The sequence below is a fragment of the Bdellovibrio sp. CKG001 genome (genome assembly GCF_055397465.1).
Genome location: NZ_AP029173.1, coordinates 2,045,216 through 2,062,234 on the forward strand (window position 1 = coordinate 2,045,216; position 17,019 = coordinate 2,062,234).

A 17,019-nucleotide genomic window follows, 5' to 3' on the forward strand; every position below is an offset into this window, starting at 1 on the left:
CATGTCTTTCCGGTCCTGGGCTTTTGCAAGTCTATTGATTTCTTTCTCGGCGATGGCTGAAGCCTCGTCGGGACTTTCCCAGTTGCAAAAACAACTGACGGAAAACAACCACGAGTTGCGCGCAAGCCAAGCCAAAATGCAGGCCCAAAAAGCTCAGGCGCAAAGCACCTGGGGTGCCCTCCTACCCGAACTTTCAGCCTCGGCCGGTTATGCGAAAGAAAAGACCCTGCATGACAGTGATGACGGATATGTAGGCTATCTGAACGGAACCTGGAATATCTTCCGCGGAGGCCAGGACTGGCAAAATCGCAGCATCGCTGACCGCGAATACAGCATGGCAGAACTGGATCATGAGATCACCTCCCGCCGCCTGCAGCGCGAACTGGGTGAGGTCTATTACAAGGCCCTGCTGAACAGTCAGTTTATTTCCTTTGATACAGAGAAGTTGCAGTTCCTGAAAAACCAAAGAGCGATGGCGGCAAAAAAGATCAATGCCGGTCTGACCTCGAACGTGGACGCCATAGAACTGGATCTGGAAGAAAGCACTCTTTCAGCAGAAATCGAAGCGCACAAGACGGATTTGCAGATTGCCTTGGATGAACTCAAGACATTTCTTAACAGTGAAACCCCGGTGACTGTGTCCGCCAAAGACACCTTTCCACGCCTGAGCAAAGCTGACTTCAGCGTGACGGATCTTTCGCGCAATCCAAGTATTATGAAACAGAACCTGCAGGAAGAAAATGCACGCCTGCGTCGACGCCAGAGCATGGCGGAATTCCTACCAACAGTGGATCTGAATGCCCAGTACGGACGGATCATTCCACAATACGAGGATCCATTGCAGGGTAACGAATCCCGTCTGTCCCTGTTGATGACCTGGACATTCTTCTCGGGCTTTGAATCCTGGAACAAAACCAAATCCGCAACCTCGCTGGAAGAATCCGAAGCGCTCATCAAATCCAATATTTCACAACAACTGCAAACGCAGGTGCAAAGCCTTAGTCACAAGGCTTCCGAGCTTCTACAGTTGCAGCAACTTCTGGAAAGACGTCAGGCTCTGACCCAGAAATACTATGATCTGACATTGTCCGAGTATCGCCGTGGGGTTAAAAACTCTTCGGATCTTGCCAATGCCACCAACAGTCTTTTCGACAACAAGACCCGACTGATCGAAGTGCAAAAAGAACTGGCCGTTTTAAAATTGAAATTTGATGAACTTACAAAATAGGAGATCTAAAATGAAACTACTAACAACACTGATCCTTCTTCCATCTCTGTCCTGGGCACACGGCGAAGACAAGCCGGGTCCTCACGGTGGCCACATTCAAATGCCGGGGGCATTCCACACAGAATTGATCGTGGGTAAAGACCAAAGCGCGCATATCTATCTTTTGGATATGAACTTTGAAAATCCGACAACTCAAAATTCAGAAGTCAAAGTCACCGCAAAAAACAATAAAGCGGAAGTGAAATACACATGCAGCGTAATGGACGGCAACCACTTCCACTGCATCCCTGACGGCAAAGTCCCAGTCAAAACAACCTTGATTGTTCAGGCCACAAGAGAAAAAGCCATCGGTAACGAAGCCGTTTACAAGCTTCCGTTAAAACCATTTAAAGAAACCAGCAAAAAATCCGAAGGCCACCACCACCACTAAAAGGTGCCTGGTTGTTTTTTCTGGCTACAGCGCAGCAGTAGCCAATAAAAACTAAAAAAGCCCACATGCACAAGCACTGTGGGCTTTTTTTATAACCAGAACGCCACCTGATGCGACGTAGCCAGAAAAAACAACCAGGCACCTTTTAAGGGACGGGGCGGACTTTCTGGGTGGCGGTGACGATGGAGATAAATTCCTTTTTGAAATGAGTCATCAGGTCTTCGGCCACTCTGCGTGGGTCTAGTTGCAGATCCTCGAAACACAGGGTTTCCACCGGTGTGCCTTTATTGGTGACGTTCATCGCAAAGTGCACCATCACCGATACCGGGGACTTGGTGGCGATACTGATGCTCAGTTTTTTCTCGTCCAGATAAATATCATCACCCGAACGATGCAGCTCCTTCCCTGTCAAAAGACCTTTGCCATGAGCCTGCACATAGTCTTTCGCAATCGCTGCAAACAACCGCTGCAACGAAACGCCCGAGAACAAATCCCGATCAAAGACCTCGATGATAAAATGAAGCATTTCTTCACCCTGAATCACGGCATTAGCCAAAAGATCTTCCCCATCCACCATATGGCTGAACGGAATCGAGCACGGCCCCACCCAGGACACAATCGAAGGTCCCAACACCCCATGATCCAGATACGCAAACAAGGAACGAAGTTGAGAACCATCGTAGGCAAATTTCTTTTCAATGAAATGGGTTTCCACTAGGGCTCCTTAAAAAGATGTTTCACATCAATATTGGCAGAAGCAAACGCACGCTTGGAACGCAGGCAGGACTCACACTGGCCACACCACTTTTCGCCAGAGAAATAACACGGCCAGATCAGCTCCCATGGGATTTTCAACCCCTGCCCCAAACGGACAATCGCAGGCTTTGTCAGGTGAGCCGTATAACATCCCACCGTCACATGATTGGAGGTGGAATAATGCAAAGCCTTCGTTGCCTGCTCTAAGAACTCGCGGGAATTATCCGGAAAAGTCGCAGCCTCTTCAGCGTTGAATCCCGGAATCACCGCGTCCGCCCCCAGCGCCTCAGCGTAAGCGGCGGCAATGTTCAAAAAAATTCCATTGCGGTTAGGCACCCACACGGACTTTGCTGTTTCCTCTGATTTTTGTAAATTATCAATTTCAACCGCAGCTCCGGTTGGAACTTCCTGACTTTCCACCAGCAACGAGGACTTATTGAAATCCTTAAACCAGGGAAGCTCGACCACTTTGTGAGGAACCCCCAGATGCCGGGCAATTTTCGCAGAGTGCTCGATTTCCTTCTGGGCCGCTCGCTGGCCATAGTTAAAGGTCAAAGCCAAAACGATTTCATGATGATGCTTCATCGCCTCGTAGGCATTCACCGTCGAGTCCAGGCCCGCCGACAAAAGCACCACGACCTTTTTTGTTTTTTTCATGTCGCTGCCTTTAAATCACGAATAAGAATCTGTACTGTTTTTTGTCCCGCAAAATAGTTCCACTGAAGCTCGCCCAAAACATGGTAAAAGCCCGGAACCACAGTCAAAGAAGTCAATTGTCTAGGGGTCGGGGTGAACAACAAAGCCTCCGCCGAAGCTCCCCCATCCGCGTCGGCAATCTTCAAACGAAGATGCCCGCCCTTAAGTTCACGTTTGGACAAAACCTGAATATTAGAAAAATGAATCAATGGAATCGAAAACCCCGCCCCAAACGGTCCCACGAAGTCATACCACTTCATCAGACTTTCGCTGACTTCGCTTAACCCCGCCTCGACGTCATAGAAGATTTCCAAGGGCTTCGGCTTTTCACGCAAGTCTGCGAAATGATCCGCAAGCCTGCCAATAAAACCAGCCACCCGGGACTCGGCCACTTCAAATCCGGCCGCTGCCGAATGCCCACCGAAACGACTGAGCAACTCTTGAGCCGAAGACATCGCTTCAACCAGGCAGGCTTCCTGTCCCTGCGGAAGTCTGGCGCTACCCACGATCATACCGTCATCACCCACGGATCCGACAAAGGCTGGTTTATTATACACTTGAGTCAGCTTGGTCGCGATCAATCCCAAAACCCCACGATGGAAGTTTTTCGAAGCCACAAAGACGAAATCCTGGTGAGGCCAGTCTTTAAGCATTTCTTGAGCTTCTGCCTCGGCATCCCCCTGAAGCTGCACCCGCGTGGAGTTATTCTTCATGACTTGTCGAACCATATCGCGGGCTTGGCTTGGATCTTCCAACAAGAATATATCAATCGGAAGAATGCCGGATTCCATACGAGAAAGAGCATTCAGTTTCGGCGCAAAACGAATCGCCACATCCTGACTGGTTAGGGGGCGATTGATCAGATCTAATTCTTCAAGAAGTGCTCGAAGTCCGGCCCTTTTGGTTTCAGCCAGCTTTACCAAGCCGTGTTTCACCAACACACGATTGTCATCCACAAGCGGCACCATGTCGGTCAAAGTCCCAATGGTAAAGTAATCCAGAACCTCTTTTAAATCCCAATTGTTTTTAGGCAGTTGCGGATGATCATGGAAGTAACGTTTAAGGCCTCGCACCAGATAGAACGCCACCCCAGCCCCGCACAGATAACCCAATCCCGAAGGACAGTCGCCCTGATTGGGATTCACAACAACGAAGGCATTGGGAATGGTCTCTGCTGGCAAATGATGGTCTGTCAGGATGACATCCACGCCCAGCTCATTGGCTTTATCAATCGCCGCATGCGCGGTGATTCCCACATCCACGGTGATGATTAAACTCACCCCCTGCTTGTGCAGTTCCTCCACCGCATGAGCATGGAAGCCGTAACCTTCCGCCAGACGCTTGGGTTGATAGTGCAAAACGTCCGGAAAACCCAACGCGAGCATACCCGTCTTAAGCAGCGCCAATCCCGACGTTCCGTCCAGATCAAAGTCAGCATAGATGCAGATTTTTTCTTTATTCAGATAGGCACTACCCAGACGCTCAAGAGCTTGAGACATCCCCTTTAAGACAAGAGGATCTTTCAAATCAGCGAGCTTGGGGAAAAGAAGTTTTTCAACTTCTGAAGAGGACGCGAACCCTCGCGCCGCAAGAACCTTTCCAATGAGTTCGGGCCACTGCCCCTCGACTTTCGAGGGGACCTTGGGTTGAATCTCAGATTCTCGCAGCGTCCACAAAGGGTTCATCAAAATCCCTTATGCAGCTTTGGCTTTTTTGAACTGGAATTTATCCATCAAAAGAACGAAAGGAGCTGCCACATAGATAGAGGAGTAAGTACCGAAGAAGATACCCACGCAGATAGCGAAGGCGATATCTTCAACCGTTCCATCCGCAAAGATGTACAAACACAAAGCGGAAATAAAGGTGGTTCCGGACGTAATCAAAGTACGCACCAACATTTCGTTGATGGACTTGTTGATCACGAACTTGAAACCTTTATCGTGGCTTCTTGTATCGATCTCACGAATACGGTCAAACACGACGATGGTGTCATTCAGAGAGAAACCAATCAGCGTCATGATCGCAGCCAAAATAGACACGTTAACTTCTTTACCCACAAGAACGAAGACCGCCAAAGTGATCACCGCATCGTGGAACAAGCACAGAACCGCACCCGGAGCGAACTTGTAATCGAAGCGAAGAGCCACGTAGATCAAGATCACCAGCAAGCAATAGAAAACCGCTAGCAAACCATTACGCTTCAACTCGGCACCCACTTGAGGTCCCACGGTGTCGATACGGCGCACATCCGGGTTGGAAGCTACAAACTTTTCAGAAATAATGGTGCGAACTTTCGCAAGATCCGCATTCAGAATTTCATTGGTTTCCTTATCCGTCTTACCTTCACGACCCTGGAAGCGGATGATGAACTCATTGCCTTCACCGAAGGACTGAACGCCCACTTCACCCAAATCCAAGCCCGCAACAGAGTCACGAACCTGATCAATTGTCACACCCTGGTCAAACTTAACCTGGATCTCGGTACCACCCTTAAAGTCAATACCATAGCTGATCCCGTGAACCGCCAGATAAATCAAAGAAGCGATCACCAGGATCAAAGAGACCCCACCGAAGAACCAAGCCTTACCTACGAAATCAAAACGGCCAAAAGATTCTGTTTTATTGTTAGCCATACTCACCTACTAAACCGACAACTTCTTGAAGTTGAATTTATTCACCATAGTATCCACGATCACTTTGGACACGAACACGTTCGCGAACATGGACGTGACGATACCGATCAACAATGTCACAGCGAAACCACGCACTGGACCTGTACCGAAGTACAAAAGAACCACGGCTGTTGCCGCTGTCGTCACGTTGGCATCGATGATCGCTGACATCGCACGGTGATAACCTTCCTGAACCGCCACCTTGATACTGTGACCCAGTCGCAATTCCTCGCGGATCCGTTCATTGATCAGCACGTTGGCGTCAACCGCAAAGCCGACGGTCAAAGCGATACCCGCAATACCCGGCAATGTCAGAGTCGCACCAAATGTTGTCAACAAGGCGAAGATACCCAAGATATTCAATCCCAAAGCCACAGAAGCCACAACACCCATGGACTTGTAGTAAATCATCATGAACAAAATGATGATCGCGGCACCCACGTAGGAACCCAACTTCGCTTTATCAATCGCATCGGCACCCAAAGTAGGACCCACACGACGCTCTTCAAGCTGCTCCAAAGAAGCTGGCAAAGCACCGGCACGAAGAGATGTAGAGATCATTTTTGCCTCGTCCATCATTCCGTTGCGGTCACGGCCACCACCTAAAGTGATCACCGCAGAACCACCCGCGATACGATCACGGATGCTTGGTGCGGATTTTACGATTTTATCCAGAACAATCGCCATTTGCTTACCAACGTTGTTACCGGTCAGATCCGCAAACTTCGCAGCACCCGCAGTATTGAACTGCAAAGATACCTGCGGAGAACCATACTGATCATACCCCACAAACGCGTCATCCAAGGCTCCGCCGCCCAGATCTGTGTCTGTTCTTAGCAGATAAGGAATTGCACCCGCATCGATCGTGGTCGCATTCGGAGCCTTTTCGAAGTACACAACCGTTTTTTCAGGAAGTTTGCCCTTCAACGCTTCGTTGATACGAGTCACATAATCAGAATACTTGGTGTTTTCCATATTGAAGTTGCCTGCTTTTTCAGCTTCAGCAACCATCACCTGAAGCTGTTGCGAGCTCAACTCCGTGGAAACGATCATGAAATCAAGTTTCGCAGTTGTATTGATCAACTGTTTGGCTTTTTCCGCATCCGCCATACCCGGAAGCTGAATCAGGATACGATTGGCACCTTGTTGAGAAATAGAAGGCTCTGCCACACCGAACTCATCAATACGGTTACGGATTGTTTCGATAGACTGCTGAATCACGCGATTTTTATAGTCATTCAGATAGCTGTCGAAGTAACGAGCAGTCACACCTGTGTCTGTCGTACCAACCACTTGAAGAACAGTGGAATACTTATCAGCCAGGAATTTTTCAACTTTGGCTTTGTCAGCCGCATTGGCAACCACGATCTCGACAGATCCTGTTTCAGGCTTTTCAGACTTAATATCTGTGAAAGGCACCGTATCTTTGGTCAACTCAGACTTCATGGAAGCGATCAAACGAGTTGTGGATTCTTTCACCACACCGTCAACATCGACACCCATAACAAGGTGCAAACCACCCTGGATATCCAGACCGTAATTCAATTTTTGCTTAGATGGCCACCAGGACACCTTGTCCAGATTGACCAAGTTCGGTAGTACCCACACGATAGATGCGGCTACGCCCAGCACTGCTACAAACGTTCTCCAGCGAAGACCTTCCATTATTTCTTTTCCTCTTGAGTTGCTGCTTTCTGAGATGTCGCGATTTGGCTGCGAAGCATTTTAACTTTCACGCCGTCTGCAATTTCCAAAGTCACAAACTGATCGTTGATGCCTTCCACACGCCCCAAAATACCAGAGGAAGTAACAACCTCGTCGCCTCTTTTGATTTCATTCAAGAACTTTTGGTGTTCTTTCTGGCGCTTGGATTGAGGGCGAATGATAAGAAAATAGAAGATAACAAAGATAAAGATGAACGGCACAAACATTTCAAATGCTGAGGGCTGACCGCCGCCAGAAGCTGCTGTTTGGGCATGAGCTGTGGATACTAGAAGTCCGTATAACATTGATTCCTCCATAAACTTTCATTTCAAGCTGACGTTAAAATTCAGCATTATTCTTGGGAAGAATCAATACTTTAGTAGTAACTCGCTCAAAAAGGTTCGAATGCGAGGCGGAGGGCCCTGCTCCAGCTTCCGCGCCGCACGCGCGGAAGCACTGCCGGCTGCCGCCGCTTAGGAATCTTTCTTGGCGAAGCGTGTTAAGCAGAAGTCTCTATACTCTGCCCAGCGTCCTTCCGCGATGGCTTCGCGCGCCTTTTCCATCACCTTCATATAGAAATGAATATTGTGAATGGTGTTCAGGCGAGACCCTAGGATTTCTCCACTCATAAACATGTGACGCAGGTAAGACTTGGTATAGTTCTTACAAGTGTAACAATCGCATTCCGGATCCAGCGGTGATGGATCTTCTTTGTACTCGCTGCGCTTGATGCTGACCTTGCCATTCCAAGTGTAGATAGTCCCGTTACGTGCCACTCTTGTAGGCATGACGCAGTCGAACATATCAATACCTGAATCAATCGCAATGATCAGATCCGTCGGCGTCCCCACACCCATCAAATAACGCGGCTTATTGGCCGGCATCTTCGGTGCCACTTCAGGCAACAACGCATGCATCAGGTGCATCGGCTCCCCAACGCTGAATCCGCCCAGCGCATACCCCGGCAAATCCACAGAGCAGATCTGCTCCATGCTCTTCAGGCGATGCTTCAGGCTTAATCCCCCCTGCACAATCCCGAACAGCAAACTTTCTTTGCGAGTCATTGCCGCTTTGGAGCGCAACAACCAGCGGTAAGTCAAAGCCATGGATTTTTCAATCTCTTCATCGGTCGCCGGATACTTCAAACATTCATCAAAGGCCATGATGATGTCAGAGCCCAGATCCATTTGGATCTCCATGCTCTTTTCCGGGGAAATAAAGTGCTTCGCCCCATCCAAATGCGAACGGAATTCCACACCTTCTTCGGTCATATTGCGAAGCTGGGACAAAGAAAACACCTGGAAGCCACCAGAGTCTGTCAGGATCGGACCATGCCAGTTCATGAACTTATGCAGGCCCCCCATGCGCGCGATGGTCTTTTCACCAGGACGCAAGTGCAAGTGATAGGTGTTCCCCAAAACAACCTGAGTGCCGCATTCTTTCAGCTCTTCCGGCGTCATCGCCTTGACCGTGGCTTTAGTCCCCACAGCCATAAACACCGGCGTTTGCACCGGGCCGTGCGCCGTCATCAACGTCGCACGACGGGCATTCCCATCGGTGGCGTGAACCTTGAATTCACCAAGACTCATTGTTGCATCTGTCGAAGTGCTGTTTGCACCCACGCTTGTCTTACTTCCGTCCAACATAACTTCATCCTTCATCATTATTTCCAAACTTTATCGATCGACGGAGAAGTCCATACCGTCAAATCGCCATAGGAAAAGAGCCGGAACTTTCGCTCAATGGCCCATTGATAGCAAGCTTTTACTCGGTCCAAAGAGGCAAATCCCGCCACTAGCGCCACCAACGTGGACTGCGGTTGATGGAAGTTCGTCAAAAGACCGTCCACCACCTTAAACTCATACCCAGGCTGGATCAAAAGCTTGGTAAAACCTTTATAGCCTTCCGCGGATGCCGGCCCCAGCAACCCCAAGGCAGCGCTTTCCAATGACCGTGTTGTGGTGGTGCCCAAAGACCATACATGACGACCCTGCGCCTTTGCCTTTTGCACAACATCCCAGGTGGCGGCAGAAACCTCGACATATTCTTCGTGCATATCATGATCATTCAGATCTTCGGCCGTGACTGGCAGGAAGGTCCCCAGCCCCACGTGCAACGTGACTTCCACCACCTGCACACCTCGCTCCACCAGGGCCTGAATATCGTTCTGGGTAAAATGCAAACTGGCTGTGGGAGCCGCAAAACTGCCAGGAGTTTTATTCCAGGCCGTCTGATACCAGGACTCATCCGCATCCACGGTATGACGCTGCTCCCGGGCTTTTTGAATGTACGGAGGCAGCGGCAACTCCGCCACTTTCTGGAAGTAGTCTTCGCTGACTTCCTGACTTAAAGCGACTTTTTGCGGGCGCCCTTTTTCCAGCAAAGTCATCTGCACGCCCAAAGGCAGCTCCAGACTTGCCCCGACCTTGAACTTCTTGGACGGGAACAAAACTTCCCAGTCGGTCGCGTTCAACTGCTTCAGAAAAAGAATTTCAACATCGCCGGAAAACACGCGGCGTTTCAGCACGCGCGTGTTGTTCACCACCAACACATCGCCCGCCGGGATGCGCACCAAAAGATCCTGAATAGTGATTTCTTCGGGCTCAGCAGCACCGGCCGCCACCCACATCACACGGGAAGGCCGCTGCGGAACTGTGGCGATGAGCTCCTCTGGAAAAGTGAAGTCCAAATCCGTTAATTTCATAGGTGGCCGTGATACCATAGTCTGTTGCACCACGGCAGCTTTTTTCTGGTGCTTTTCCCCGGAATGGGTCTAAAACAGGTCCATGACTCTTGGACCCTTGTTGCTTTTACTCTCTGCCCTGCTTCATGCCGCCTGGAACGCGCTGGCCAAAGCCTCCAAAGACAAGGAAAGCTTTCTTTTTCTCACAATCCTTCTCAGCGGGCTCCTGACCGCCTCCTCCATGTTTATATCCGGGCAGAAGCTTCAGTTCCCGGCCCCACAGATCTTGGCGATCGCAGTTCTGTCAGGGGTGTTTGAGGGGCTTTATTTTCTGACTCTTTCCAAAGCCCTGCGCACTTCCGGCCTGGGGAAGTCCTATGCCATTATGCGCGGCGGAGCCATGGTGCTGGTGTGGGCTTATTCCAGTCTGTTTCTGGGAGAACAGGCCAGCCTTGGACAAATCATGGGGGCAGTCCTGGTTTTAACCGGAATTCTGACGATTAACTTCCAAGACCTGCGACAAAGCGGAGTTGCAGGTCTTCGGAGTGATATCTGGTCCTTCTTAAGCGCCCTTTTTATCGCGGGCTATCACCTTTGCTACCACGAAGCCCTCAGTCAGAAAGCCGAACCCATGCCGCTGTTTCTCGTCGCCATGGTGGTGTCCTTGCCATTTTTGTTATTTGGAATTCGCACGGGGCCGATAGAGCGTGTCTTAGGCACACTCCGAACGCACCCCTGCCGCGTTTTGATCACGGGAACCTTTGCCACGGCCTCCTTTTTGATTTTCTTGTACGGCTTAAGAATCTCAGCACCAGGCTTTGCCATCTCACTCAGAAATTCTTCGATCTTTTTTGCGGTGGTGTTTTCTTTCTTCCTGAAAGAATCTTTATCCCGGACTCAGCTCATCGGAGCCTGCACAATCGGCTTAGGCGCGCTGCTGCTGAGCCTGTGAAATATTCTGGACTGCACAGCTTTTTCGAGATTTTCTATACTCGATGCTGTTCAACACAAAAGGAAATATTATGAATCATACGTATCTTCGTTTGGGTCTTATCTCTGTTGCCACCCTGTTCGTCGCCGCTTGCGCACATCATCCGGATGTTCGTGCCGGAGCCGATGGTGTTCACCGCGTGGTCATTGCCACTGATGATAAAGAAGCAGGTTCCCGCGAAGCCATTCGTCAAGCCAACAGCTTCTGCAAAGAGCGCAATATGACTGCTGCTTTCGTGAACGAAAATTCTCAGTACCAGGGTGATCTGGACGAAAAAGATTATAAGATGGCAAAAAAAGCCAGCACGGCGGCAAAAATTCTGGGCGGCACCACTTATGTGATGGGTGGGAAAAATGAATCCAACGTCGGCGGCATCGTGGGCCTGGGTGGAGCTGTGGCTGATGGCGTCCTGGGTAAAGGCTATAACGTTGAGATGAAATTCAAGTGCATGTAAGCCCCTCCGGCATTTTGCAATAAAAAAGGAGAAGCCTGAAGCTTCTCCTTTTTTATTGCAGATTCCGCTAAGACGTCTACAGACCCGGATACAATTGGGCGTAAGTCGCGATACGGTCCTCTTCAACACGTTTGTGCAACAAAGAACGATCCAGCTCCGAGTGGTGAGCAACCCCCATGGCTCCGATCATGTGTGCAACTGTTTCCAAAGTTTCCTGATGGAAGTTTTTAACACGCACTCGCTTGGTTGGGATGTGCAACCCCTTCACCAGCGCCGGGTCCTGTGTCGCCACACCTGTCGGGCACTTGTTGTTGTTGCAGCGAAGGGCCTGGATACAACCTAAAGCCAGCAACATCGAGCGCGCAGCATAAGTCGCATCCGCCCCGATACACAGTAACTTGATGATATCAAAAGCCGTGGTGATTTTTCCGGTGGCAATCACTTTGATTTTATCCTTCAGGCCGGCTTTTTTCAGTGTGTCGACCACGATCACCAGGGCATCCATCCCCGGCATCCCGATATAATTGGTGAACTCCAGCGGAGCCGCTCCGGTTCCGCCCTCAGCCCCATCCACCACGATAAAGTCAGGGTAACGGTTTTCAGCCACCATCAGATTCACAAGCTCTTCGAATTCATGACGATGCCCCAGACACAACTTGATGCCCACCGGTTTTCCACCGGAAAGATCGCGCAGCTGAGTCACAAAATCCAACATGCCGTGAGAGTCCGAGAACGCTTTGTGGCCCGGCGGCGAGATCACGTCTTTCCCCAAAGGCACGTTACGGATATCGGCGATTTCCTGGGTCACCTTCTTACCTGAAAGCATTCCCCCGTGGCCCGGCTTCGCCCCTTGGGACAGCTTCAACTCAATCATCTTGACCTGGGGATGACTTGCATTTTTCTTGAAAAGTTCCGGATCAAAATCACCATCGTGGGTGCGGCAACCGAAGTACCCCGTACCGATCTGCCAGATCAAGTCCCCACCCGGCTCAAGGTGGTAAGGCGAAATCCCCCCTTCGCCCGTATTATGGGCAAAGTTCCCGTCTTTGGCGCCTCCGTTTAAAGCCAGAATGCTGGCTTTGGACAGGGATCCAAAGCTCATCGCAGAAATGTTCAGCAGGGACATGGAGTAAGGCTGTTTACAAAGATCGCTTCCCACAGTCACACGCAGCTCTTTGCGATCCACGTGTTTAGGGTAAAGTGAGTGCGTGACGAACTCATACCCTTGTTCGTACACGTTATGCTGAGTTCCAAAAGGCACGGTATCAAGAACCTTTTTTGCACGCTGATACACCACGGAACGCTGTTCGCGGCTGAAGGGTTTGCCGTCGGTGTTGGATTCGATAAAGTATTGATTTATTTCAGGTCGGATGGATTCCAGAATATAACGGAAATGCCCAAACACAGGGAAGTTGGATTTGATCGCATGACGTTTTTGAACAATGTCGCGGAAGCCCAAAAGGAAGAACGGAACAAAGAAGAACAAAGAATACAGTCCCGGCGGCCAATACAAATAAAAAACCAAGTTCATAATCAAGCAGACGACAAAGGCTGCGTAAAACTCTCTTCTCATCTCAGTCCCTCTAAAAATCCCTGTTTGTCGACAATTATCGACCTGATCAAACAGCGAATCTAGTCCAACTGGACTGAAAAGGCAAAAGGGAAAGACCCGGAGCGTCCCTGGTCCTGTTCCAATATTATGTTAGAGGAAAACTCACACTCCGCCAGCAGTAAAACGGTGTATTTTTGCACGGACTTTTACCTTTCACCGACGTTTGAAGGACTGAATAATAAGAATGAGGTCTTTCATGGCGAAAGCGAAAAATTTCGTAGTCACCTTTGCAGACAGGTTCACTGAATGCCACACCATGACTTGGGCGGCATCGGTGGCCTTTTACACCTGTTTTTCATTAGCGCCCTTGATCATGATCTCTCTGACTCTGGTTTCCAAGATCGGCCTGGAACTGCAACAAGCCTTCCTGCGCGAGGTGAACAACCTTGTCGGCCCCGTGGCGGCGGGTGCGGTTGAAGCGGTCGTGCAAAACGCCAAAGAAAGAACCGACCTTATTTCCATGGCAGGAATTGTCGGCAGCGTCACATTGATCCTGTCTTCCGGTTTGATATTTGGGGAAATGCGCTCGGCTCTGACCCTGATCATGGGAAACAAAGAAGAGCCCGAGGATCTCAGCATCCTGAAGGCCACCCTGGCCTATCTTAAAAATCGCCTGTTCCACATCGGACTGGCCTTTGCTTTTATCTTTGCGATGATGGTGTCGCTGATCGTCTCTACAATTTTAAACACCATCGTGCGCATCGGACTGATCAACGACGGAAAAGGGGCGTTCCTGCTGAATATCGTCTTTTCCCTGCTTCTTTACATCGTACTTTTCACTGGCATCTTTCACTTTCTTCCCGTCCCTCGCTTTCCTGTGCGGGACGCCACCTATGCCGGAGTCATCACCGCCGTTTTATTTGTCGTCGGCAAGGAGCTTGTCGGCCTTTACCTGGGAAGCAGTTCTATCACGTCGGCTTATGGCGCCGCAGGCTCGATCGTCGTGCTGCTGGCGTGGGTCTACTACTCGACACTGATTGTTTTTATAGGCGGACATACAATTTATGTCTGGAGAAAGGAGATCTCCCATGCAGACTCATCACCAAATTAATCCCTCATACTGGCAGTCTCAGACCCTGCCGCCGTTTACGCCCCTACGCAGAGACTGCTCCACAGACGTCTGCATTGTCGGCGCCGGCATCAGCGGCCTGACCACCGCCTATTTGCTTCTTAAAAACGGATTCAAGGTCGTGATTTTAGAGAGGGACACACTGGGCAACAATGAAACCTCCCGCACCAGCGGGCACTTGTCCAACATTCTGGACGAGGGGCTGTCAAACCTGATCGAATCCCTGGGCGAAGAGGCGGCCAGAAAAGCTGTGGCCAGTCACTCGGACGCCATCGACTTGATAGAAAAAATCATTCAGGAAGAGAGCATCCACTGCGACTTCAGGCGGCTGGATGGGTATTTGTACTTAAGCCCTGAGACCAACAAAGAATATCTTAAGCAGGAAGCCCAAGCCGCGCGCAGACTGGGGCTTCACGATGTGGAGCTGCAGGTTTCTCCGGCACACTTCGCCGACTTCGGACCGGCCTTGCGCTTTCCACGTCAGGCCCGCATCCACAGTCAGAAATATGTTCTGGGACTGCTCCAGGCCATCCAGAAAATGGGTGGAGAGATCTACACGGAGTCTCCGGCAATTGAGTTTAAAGACACCCCCCTGACCTATGCAAAGACCACGGCAGGATACTGTGTCTATGCCAAAAAGATCGTCGTCGCCACCAACGTCCCTGTGAACGACCGGGTTCAAATCCACAGCAAGGAAAAAGCCTTTCGCAGCTATGTGATTGGCATCGAGGTGCCCAGCGACAGCTTCCCCGACATTCTGATGTGGGACACGACCAAACCCTACCATTACCTTCGCAAAGTCCCGGACTTCAAGGAGGGGCTGGATCTTCTGCTGATCGGCGGCGAAGATCATCGCGTCGGCCAAGAAGATCATCCGGAAAGCATCTTTGAAACTTTACATGACTGGGCGCTTTTCAATCTGGGAATTTCAGGACCGATGACCCTTCAGTGGTCGGGACAAATCATCGAGCCTCTGGATGGACTGGCTTACATTGGAAAAAATCCCGGCGATCGCAACACTTATATAGCCTGCGCAGACTCGGGTCACGGCCTGACCCATGGAACCCTGAGCGCCATGATTCTGCGCGATCTGATCCAGGAAACACCCAATGACTGGGCCGAGATTTATTCGCCGTCGCGCTTTCGTATGCGCAGCCTGGGAAAAGCTTTGCGCGACAACATGAACGCCCTGGTGCAATACAAAGATCGCATTCACCTGAGACGGGAGTTGAAAAACAGCACCAGCAAACCGGGTGAAGGCCGTCTGCTGCATCAGGGCCCCCGAACCTTTGCCATATACACCGACAAAGAAAACAAAACCTACACCATGAACGCGGTCTGCCCGCACCTGGGGGGCATCGTCCACTGGAATGCGGCAGAAAAAACCTGGGACTGTCCCTGCCATGGTTCACGCTTCAGTTGCACTGGCGAAGTTCTTAATGGACCGGCGATCTCCGACTTAAAGAGCGCCGTTCCCAAAGCGTCCTCTCAACCCCAACCTTCGGAGCACGCCACCGAGGAAAGGAACGAACATGAAACCCGTAAAGAACGCGACTCCGCGATATAAAAACAAACGACCCACGCAGGAAAAAGGCATTCACTGCTATAACGACACGGATTCACAGAAGGAGCTGCGCTCCAGCGAACTTGATGTGGCTCGATTGCGGCAGGAAAAGCCCGGCTGTGCAGAAAGTTACCGACCAGCCTTTGAAGATGCTCGATTTGTTTCGACCTCGTCCAAGGATGAAGAAAAAAGCGACCGACTTATTGAAAATGAATTGCACGACAAGCTGAATCTGGAAGCAGAACTGCCTACGGCCGATGTGGAAGTTGTGGTGGTCAACGGCGAGGTCACCTTGCGCGGTGAGGTTCCATCACGAAAGATGAAACGCTTTATTGAAGAGCAGGTCGCCCGGTGCGCCGGGGTGAAAGACATACATAACGACCTGCACTTCAAACGAAAGTAGAGAACGGGACCTACCAAGGTCCCAGTTCTTTTGTGGTCTCTAACAACATCAAAAACCAGGCATAGGCTTTACGCTCTGACAGAGCGACAATGAGACCAAAAGAAAAAAGGAGGACCCCATGGCCAACTATCGAGAAAATGTGCCCACCTACTTTGGCACACCCAAACAGAAAAACCCTTCCTCAGCTGCATCCTCAACTATCCAATCCCGGGCCGCGTCGTTGTATAGCAGCGGCAAAGACTACGCCATCCAACACCCTTATCAGGTCATCCTGGGAGCGGTGGGCATCGCCGGCATTGGAGCGTTGACGGCGTATCTGGTCAACAAGAGCAGACACTAATTAAAAGCTCAAAGGGGGCAATATGAAACTCAGCTTGATCATACTCACTGCGGCTCTGTTGGTGCCTTTAAGTCATCTTCAGGCACAACCCCGAGGTCCGCAAGAACGGCGTCCAGCCGGTCCTCCACCACGCACGTCTCAAAACACTTTGCTGGAGGGCCAAAACGACATCGAACGCCGCCAGGAGCGAATCCTCAAGGAATACCGCAGACAGATGAACGAACAAAGACAACGCGAAGAGCAGATGCGCCGGGATATGCAAATCATGCCCGATGGGCGCACCTGGGACTGACGACGGTTTAAAGCACTCGTGATCGCGGGTGCTTTATCCCCGAGGACCAGAGTCCAGCTCGAATCACAAAGTGTGTTGCAAGAAAGCACCACCAGCCACGTAAAAAAAGATACAGTTCTTGGATG

General features: G+C 50.5%; 18 protein-coding genes. 9 read left to right on the forward strand and 9 right to left on the reverse strand.

What is annotated here, in order from left to right:
• Position 1 precedes the first annotated feature (1 nt).
• On the forward strand, positions 2 to 1,228 hold the full coding sequence (locus ACZ50P_RS09880; RefSeq protein WP_464130870.1) for a TolC family protein: 1,227 nt from the start codon (positions 2 to 4) through the stop codon (positions 1,226 to 1,228).
• A 10-nt stretch (positions 1,229 to 1,238) separates the two neighbouring features.
• Positions 1,239 to 1,658, forward strand: a complete 420-nt coding sequence (locus ACZ50P_RS09885; protein ID WP_464130872.1) for a hypothetical protein — start codon at positions 1,239 to 1,241, stop codon at positions 1,656 to 1,658.
• A gap of 145 nt (positions 1,659 to 1,803) precedes the next feature.
• Here the strand turns inward: ACZ50P_RS09885 and ACZ50P_RS09890 are convergent, their stop codons facing one another.
• The 8 genes from ACZ50P_RS09890 to queA all read right to left on the reverse strand — a co-directional run bounded on the left by ACZ50P_RS09890 (position 1,804) and on the right by queA (position 10,190).
• Positions 1,804 to 2,373, reverse strand: coding sequence for a DUF366 family protein (locus tag ACZ50P_RS09890; RefSeq protein WP_464130873.1), 570 nt, complete (start codon positions 2,371 to 2,373; stop codon positions 1,804 to 1,806).
• Entirely contained in the window at positions 2,373 to 3,071 is a 699-nt protein-coding gene (gene queC / locus ACZ50P_RS09895; RefSeq protein WP_464130874.1) for a 7-cyano-7-deazaguanine synthase QueC, read from the reverse strand. Before queC ends, ACZ50P_RS09890 begins: the two co-directional genes overlap by 1 nt.
• The gene (gene recJ / locus ACZ50P_RS09900; protein WP_464130876.1) at positions 3,068 to 4,795 is read right to left on the reverse strand and encodes a single-stranded-DNA-specific exonuclease RecJ; all 1,728 of its coding nucleotides are present in this window, start codon (positions 4,793 to 4,795) and stop codon (positions 3,068 to 3,070) included. Before recJ ends, queC begins: the two co-directional genes overlap by 4 nt.
• A 9-nt stretch (positions 4,796 to 4,804) precedes the next feature.
• Positions 4,805 to 5,743: a protein translocase subunit SecF gene (gene secF / locus ACZ50P_RS09905; RefSeq protein WP_464117041.1), complete on the reverse strand. Its 939-nt coding sequence runs from the start codon at positions 5,741 to 5,743 to the stop codon at positions 4,805 to 4,807.
• Positions 5,744 to 5,752: 9 nt separating this feature from the next.
• Positions 5,753 to 7,447, reverse strand: coding sequence for a protein translocase subunit SecD (secD, locus tag ACZ50P_RS09910; protein ID WP_464117042.1), 1,695 nt, complete (start codon positions 7,445 to 7,447; stop codon positions 5,753 to 5,755).
• Entirely contained in the window at positions 7,447 to 7,791 is a 345-nt protein-coding gene (gene yajC / locus ACZ50P_RS09915) for a preprotein translocase subunit YajC (protein WP_464117043.1), read from the reverse strand. Before yajC ends, secD begins: the two co-directional genes overlap by 1 nt.
• Before the next feature lie 168 nt (positions 7,792 to 7,959).
• Complete coding sequence (tgt, locus tag ACZ50P_RS09920) at positions 7,960 to 9,132, reverse strand: tRNA guanosine(34) transglycosylase Tgt (RefSeq protein ID WP_464117044.1); 1,173 nt, start codon at positions 9,130 to 9,132, stop codon at positions 7,960 to 7,962.
• Between the two features lie 17 nt (positions 9,133 to 9,149).
• Positions 9,150 to 10,190 carry a tRNA preQ1(34) S-adenosylmethionine ribosyltransferase-isomerase QueA gene (gene queA, locus ACZ50P_RS09925; RefSeq protein WP_464130878.1) on the reverse strand — a complete coding sequence of 347 codons (1,041 nt, stop codon included), beginning with the start codon at positions 10,188 to 10,190 and terminating at the stop codon, positions 9,150 to 9,152.
• Between the two features lie 82 nt (positions 10,191 to 10,272).
• Between queA and ACZ50P_RS09930 the strand changes: the two genes are divergently transcribed.
• Positions 10,273 to 11,121 carry an EamA family transporter gene (locus ACZ50P_RS09930; RefSeq protein ID WP_464130880.1) on the forward strand — a complete coding sequence of 283 codons (849 nt, stop codon included), beginning with the start codon at positions 10,273 to 10,275 and terminating at the stop codon, positions 11,119 to 11,121.
• Positions 11,122 to 11,191: 70 nt separating this feature from the next.
• Positions 11,192 to 11,614, forward strand: coding sequence for a hypothetical protein (locus ACZ50P_RS09935; protein ID WP_464117047.1), 423 nt, complete (start codon positions 11,192 to 11,194; stop codon positions 11,612 to 11,614).
• Between the two features lie 76 nt (positions 11,615 to 11,690).
• Here the strand turns inward: ACZ50P_RS09935 and ACZ50P_RS09940 are convergent, their stop codons facing one another.
• Complete coding sequence (locus ACZ50P_RS09940) at positions 11,691 to 13,187, reverse strand: FMN-binding glutamate synthase family protein (protein ID WP_464117048.1); 1,497 nt, start codon at positions 13,185 to 13,187, stop codon at positions 11,691 to 11,693.
• 235 nt (positions 13,188 to 13,422) lie between these two features.
• On the opposite strand from ACZ50P_RS09940, the gene ACZ50P_RS09945 reads away from it, so the two are divergent.
• The 5 genes from ACZ50P_RS09945 to ACZ50P_RS09965 all read left to right on the forward strand — a co-directional run bounded on the left by ACZ50P_RS09945 (position 13,423) and on the right by ACZ50P_RS09965 (position 16,894).
• Positions 13,423 to 14,277 carry a YihY/virulence factor BrkB family protein gene (locus ACZ50P_RS09945; RefSeq protein WP_464130882.1) on the forward strand — a complete coding sequence of 285 codons (855 nt, stop codon included), beginning with the start codon at positions 13,423 to 13,425 and terminating at the stop codon, positions 14,275 to 14,277.
• Entirely contained in the window at positions 14,255 to 15,862 is a 1,608-nt protein-coding gene (locus ACZ50P_RS09950; RefSeq protein WP_464130883.1) for an FAD-dependent oxidoreductase, read from the forward strand. Before ACZ50P_RS09945 ends, ACZ50P_RS09950 begins: the two co-directional genes overlap by 23 nt.
• Positions 15,828 to 16,262, forward strand: coding sequence for a BON domain-containing protein (locus tag ACZ50P_RS09955; protein ID WP_464130884.1), 435 nt, complete (start codon positions 15,828 to 15,830; stop codon positions 16,260 to 16,262). The genes ACZ50P_RS09950 and ACZ50P_RS09955 overlap by 35 nt, the downstream gene beginning before the upstream one ends.
• A gap of 118 nt (positions 16,263 to 16,380) precedes the next feature.
• On the forward strand, positions 16,381 to 16,602 hold the full coding sequence (locus ACZ50P_RS09960) for a hypothetical protein (protein ID WP_464130886.1): 222 nt from the start codon (positions 16,381 to 16,383) through the stop codon (positions 16,600 to 16,602).
• Between the two features lie 22 nt (positions 16,603 to 16,624).
• Positions 16,625 to 16,894, forward strand: coding sequence for a hypothetical protein (locus ACZ50P_RS09965; protein WP_464130887.1), 270 nt, complete (start codon positions 16,625 to 16,627; stop codon positions 16,892 to 16,894).
• Positions 16,895 to 17,019: the final 125 nt, after the last annotated feature.

Excerpts from the sequence above, each read along its gene's own strand:
- secD (WP_464117042.1), bottom strand. The coding sequence starts at position 7,447 with ATGGAAGGTCTTCGCTGGAGAACGTTTGTAGCAGTGCTGGGCGTAGCC.
- ACZ50P_RS09940 (WP_464117048.1), bottom strand. The coding sequence starts at position 13,187 with ATGAGAAGAGAGTTTTACGCAGCCTTTGTCGTCTGCTTGATTATGAAC.
- ACZ50P_RS09965 (WP_464130887.1), top strand. The coding sequence starts at position 16,625 with ATGAAACTCAGCTTGATCATACTCACTGCGGCTCTGTTGGTGCCTTTA.
- tgt (WP_464117044.1), bottom strand. The coding sequence starts at position 9,132 with ATGTTGGACGGAAGTAAGACAAGCGTGGGTGCAAACAGCACTTCGACA.
- ACZ50P_RS09885 (WP_464130872.1), top strand. The coding sequence starts at position 1,239 with ATGAAACTACTAACAACACTGATCCTTCTTCCATCTCTGTCCTGGGCA.
- ACZ50P_RS09880 (WP_464130870.1), top strand. The coding sequence starts at position 2 with ATGTCTTTCCGGTCCTGGGCTTTTGCAAGTCTATTGATTTCTTTCTCG.
- recJ (WP_464130876.1), bottom strand. The coding sequence starts at position 4,795 with ATGAACCCTTTGTGGACGCTGCGAGAATCTGAGATTCAACCCAAGGTC.
- ACZ50P_RS09950 (WP_464130883.1), top strand. The coding sequence starts at position 14,255 with ATGCAGACTCATCACCAAATTAATCCCTCATACTGGCAGTCTCAGACC.
- queC (WP_464130874.1), bottom strand. The coding sequence starts at position 3,071 with ATGAAAAAAACAAAAAAGGTCGTGGTGCTTTTGTCGGCGGGCCTGGAC.
- yajC (WP_464117043.1), bottom strand. The coding sequence starts at position 7,791 with ATGTTATACGGACTTCTAGTATCCACAGCTCATGCCCAAACAGCAGCT.
- secF (WP_464117041.1), bottom strand. The coding sequence starts at position 5,743 with ATGGCTAACAATAAAACAGAATCTTTTGGCCGTTTTGATTTCGTAGGT.
- ACZ50P_RS09930 (WP_464130880.1), top strand. The coding sequence starts at position 10,273 with ATGACTCTTGGACCCTTGTTGCTTTTACTCTCTGCCCTGCTTCATGCC.
- ACZ50P_RS09955 (WP_464130884.1), top strand. The coding sequence starts at position 15,828 with ATGAAACCCGTAAAGAACGCGACTCCGCGATATAAAAACAAACGACCC.
- queA (WP_464130878.1), bottom strand. The coding sequence starts at position 10,190 with ATGAAATTAACGGATTTGGACTTCACTTTTCCAGAGGAGCTCATCGCC.
- ACZ50P_RS09945 (WP_464130882.1), top strand. The coding sequence starts at position 13,423 with ATGGCGAAAGCGAAAAATTTCGTAGTCACCTTTGCAGACAGGTTCACT.
- ACZ50P_RS09960 (WP_464130886.1), top strand. The coding sequence starts at position 16,381 with ATGGCCAACTATCGAGAAAATGTGCCCACCTACTTTGGCACACCCAAA.
- ACZ50P_RS09935 (WP_464117047.1), top strand. The coding sequence starts at position 11,192 with ATGAATCATACGTATCTTCGTTTGGGTCTTATCTCTGTTGCCACCCTG.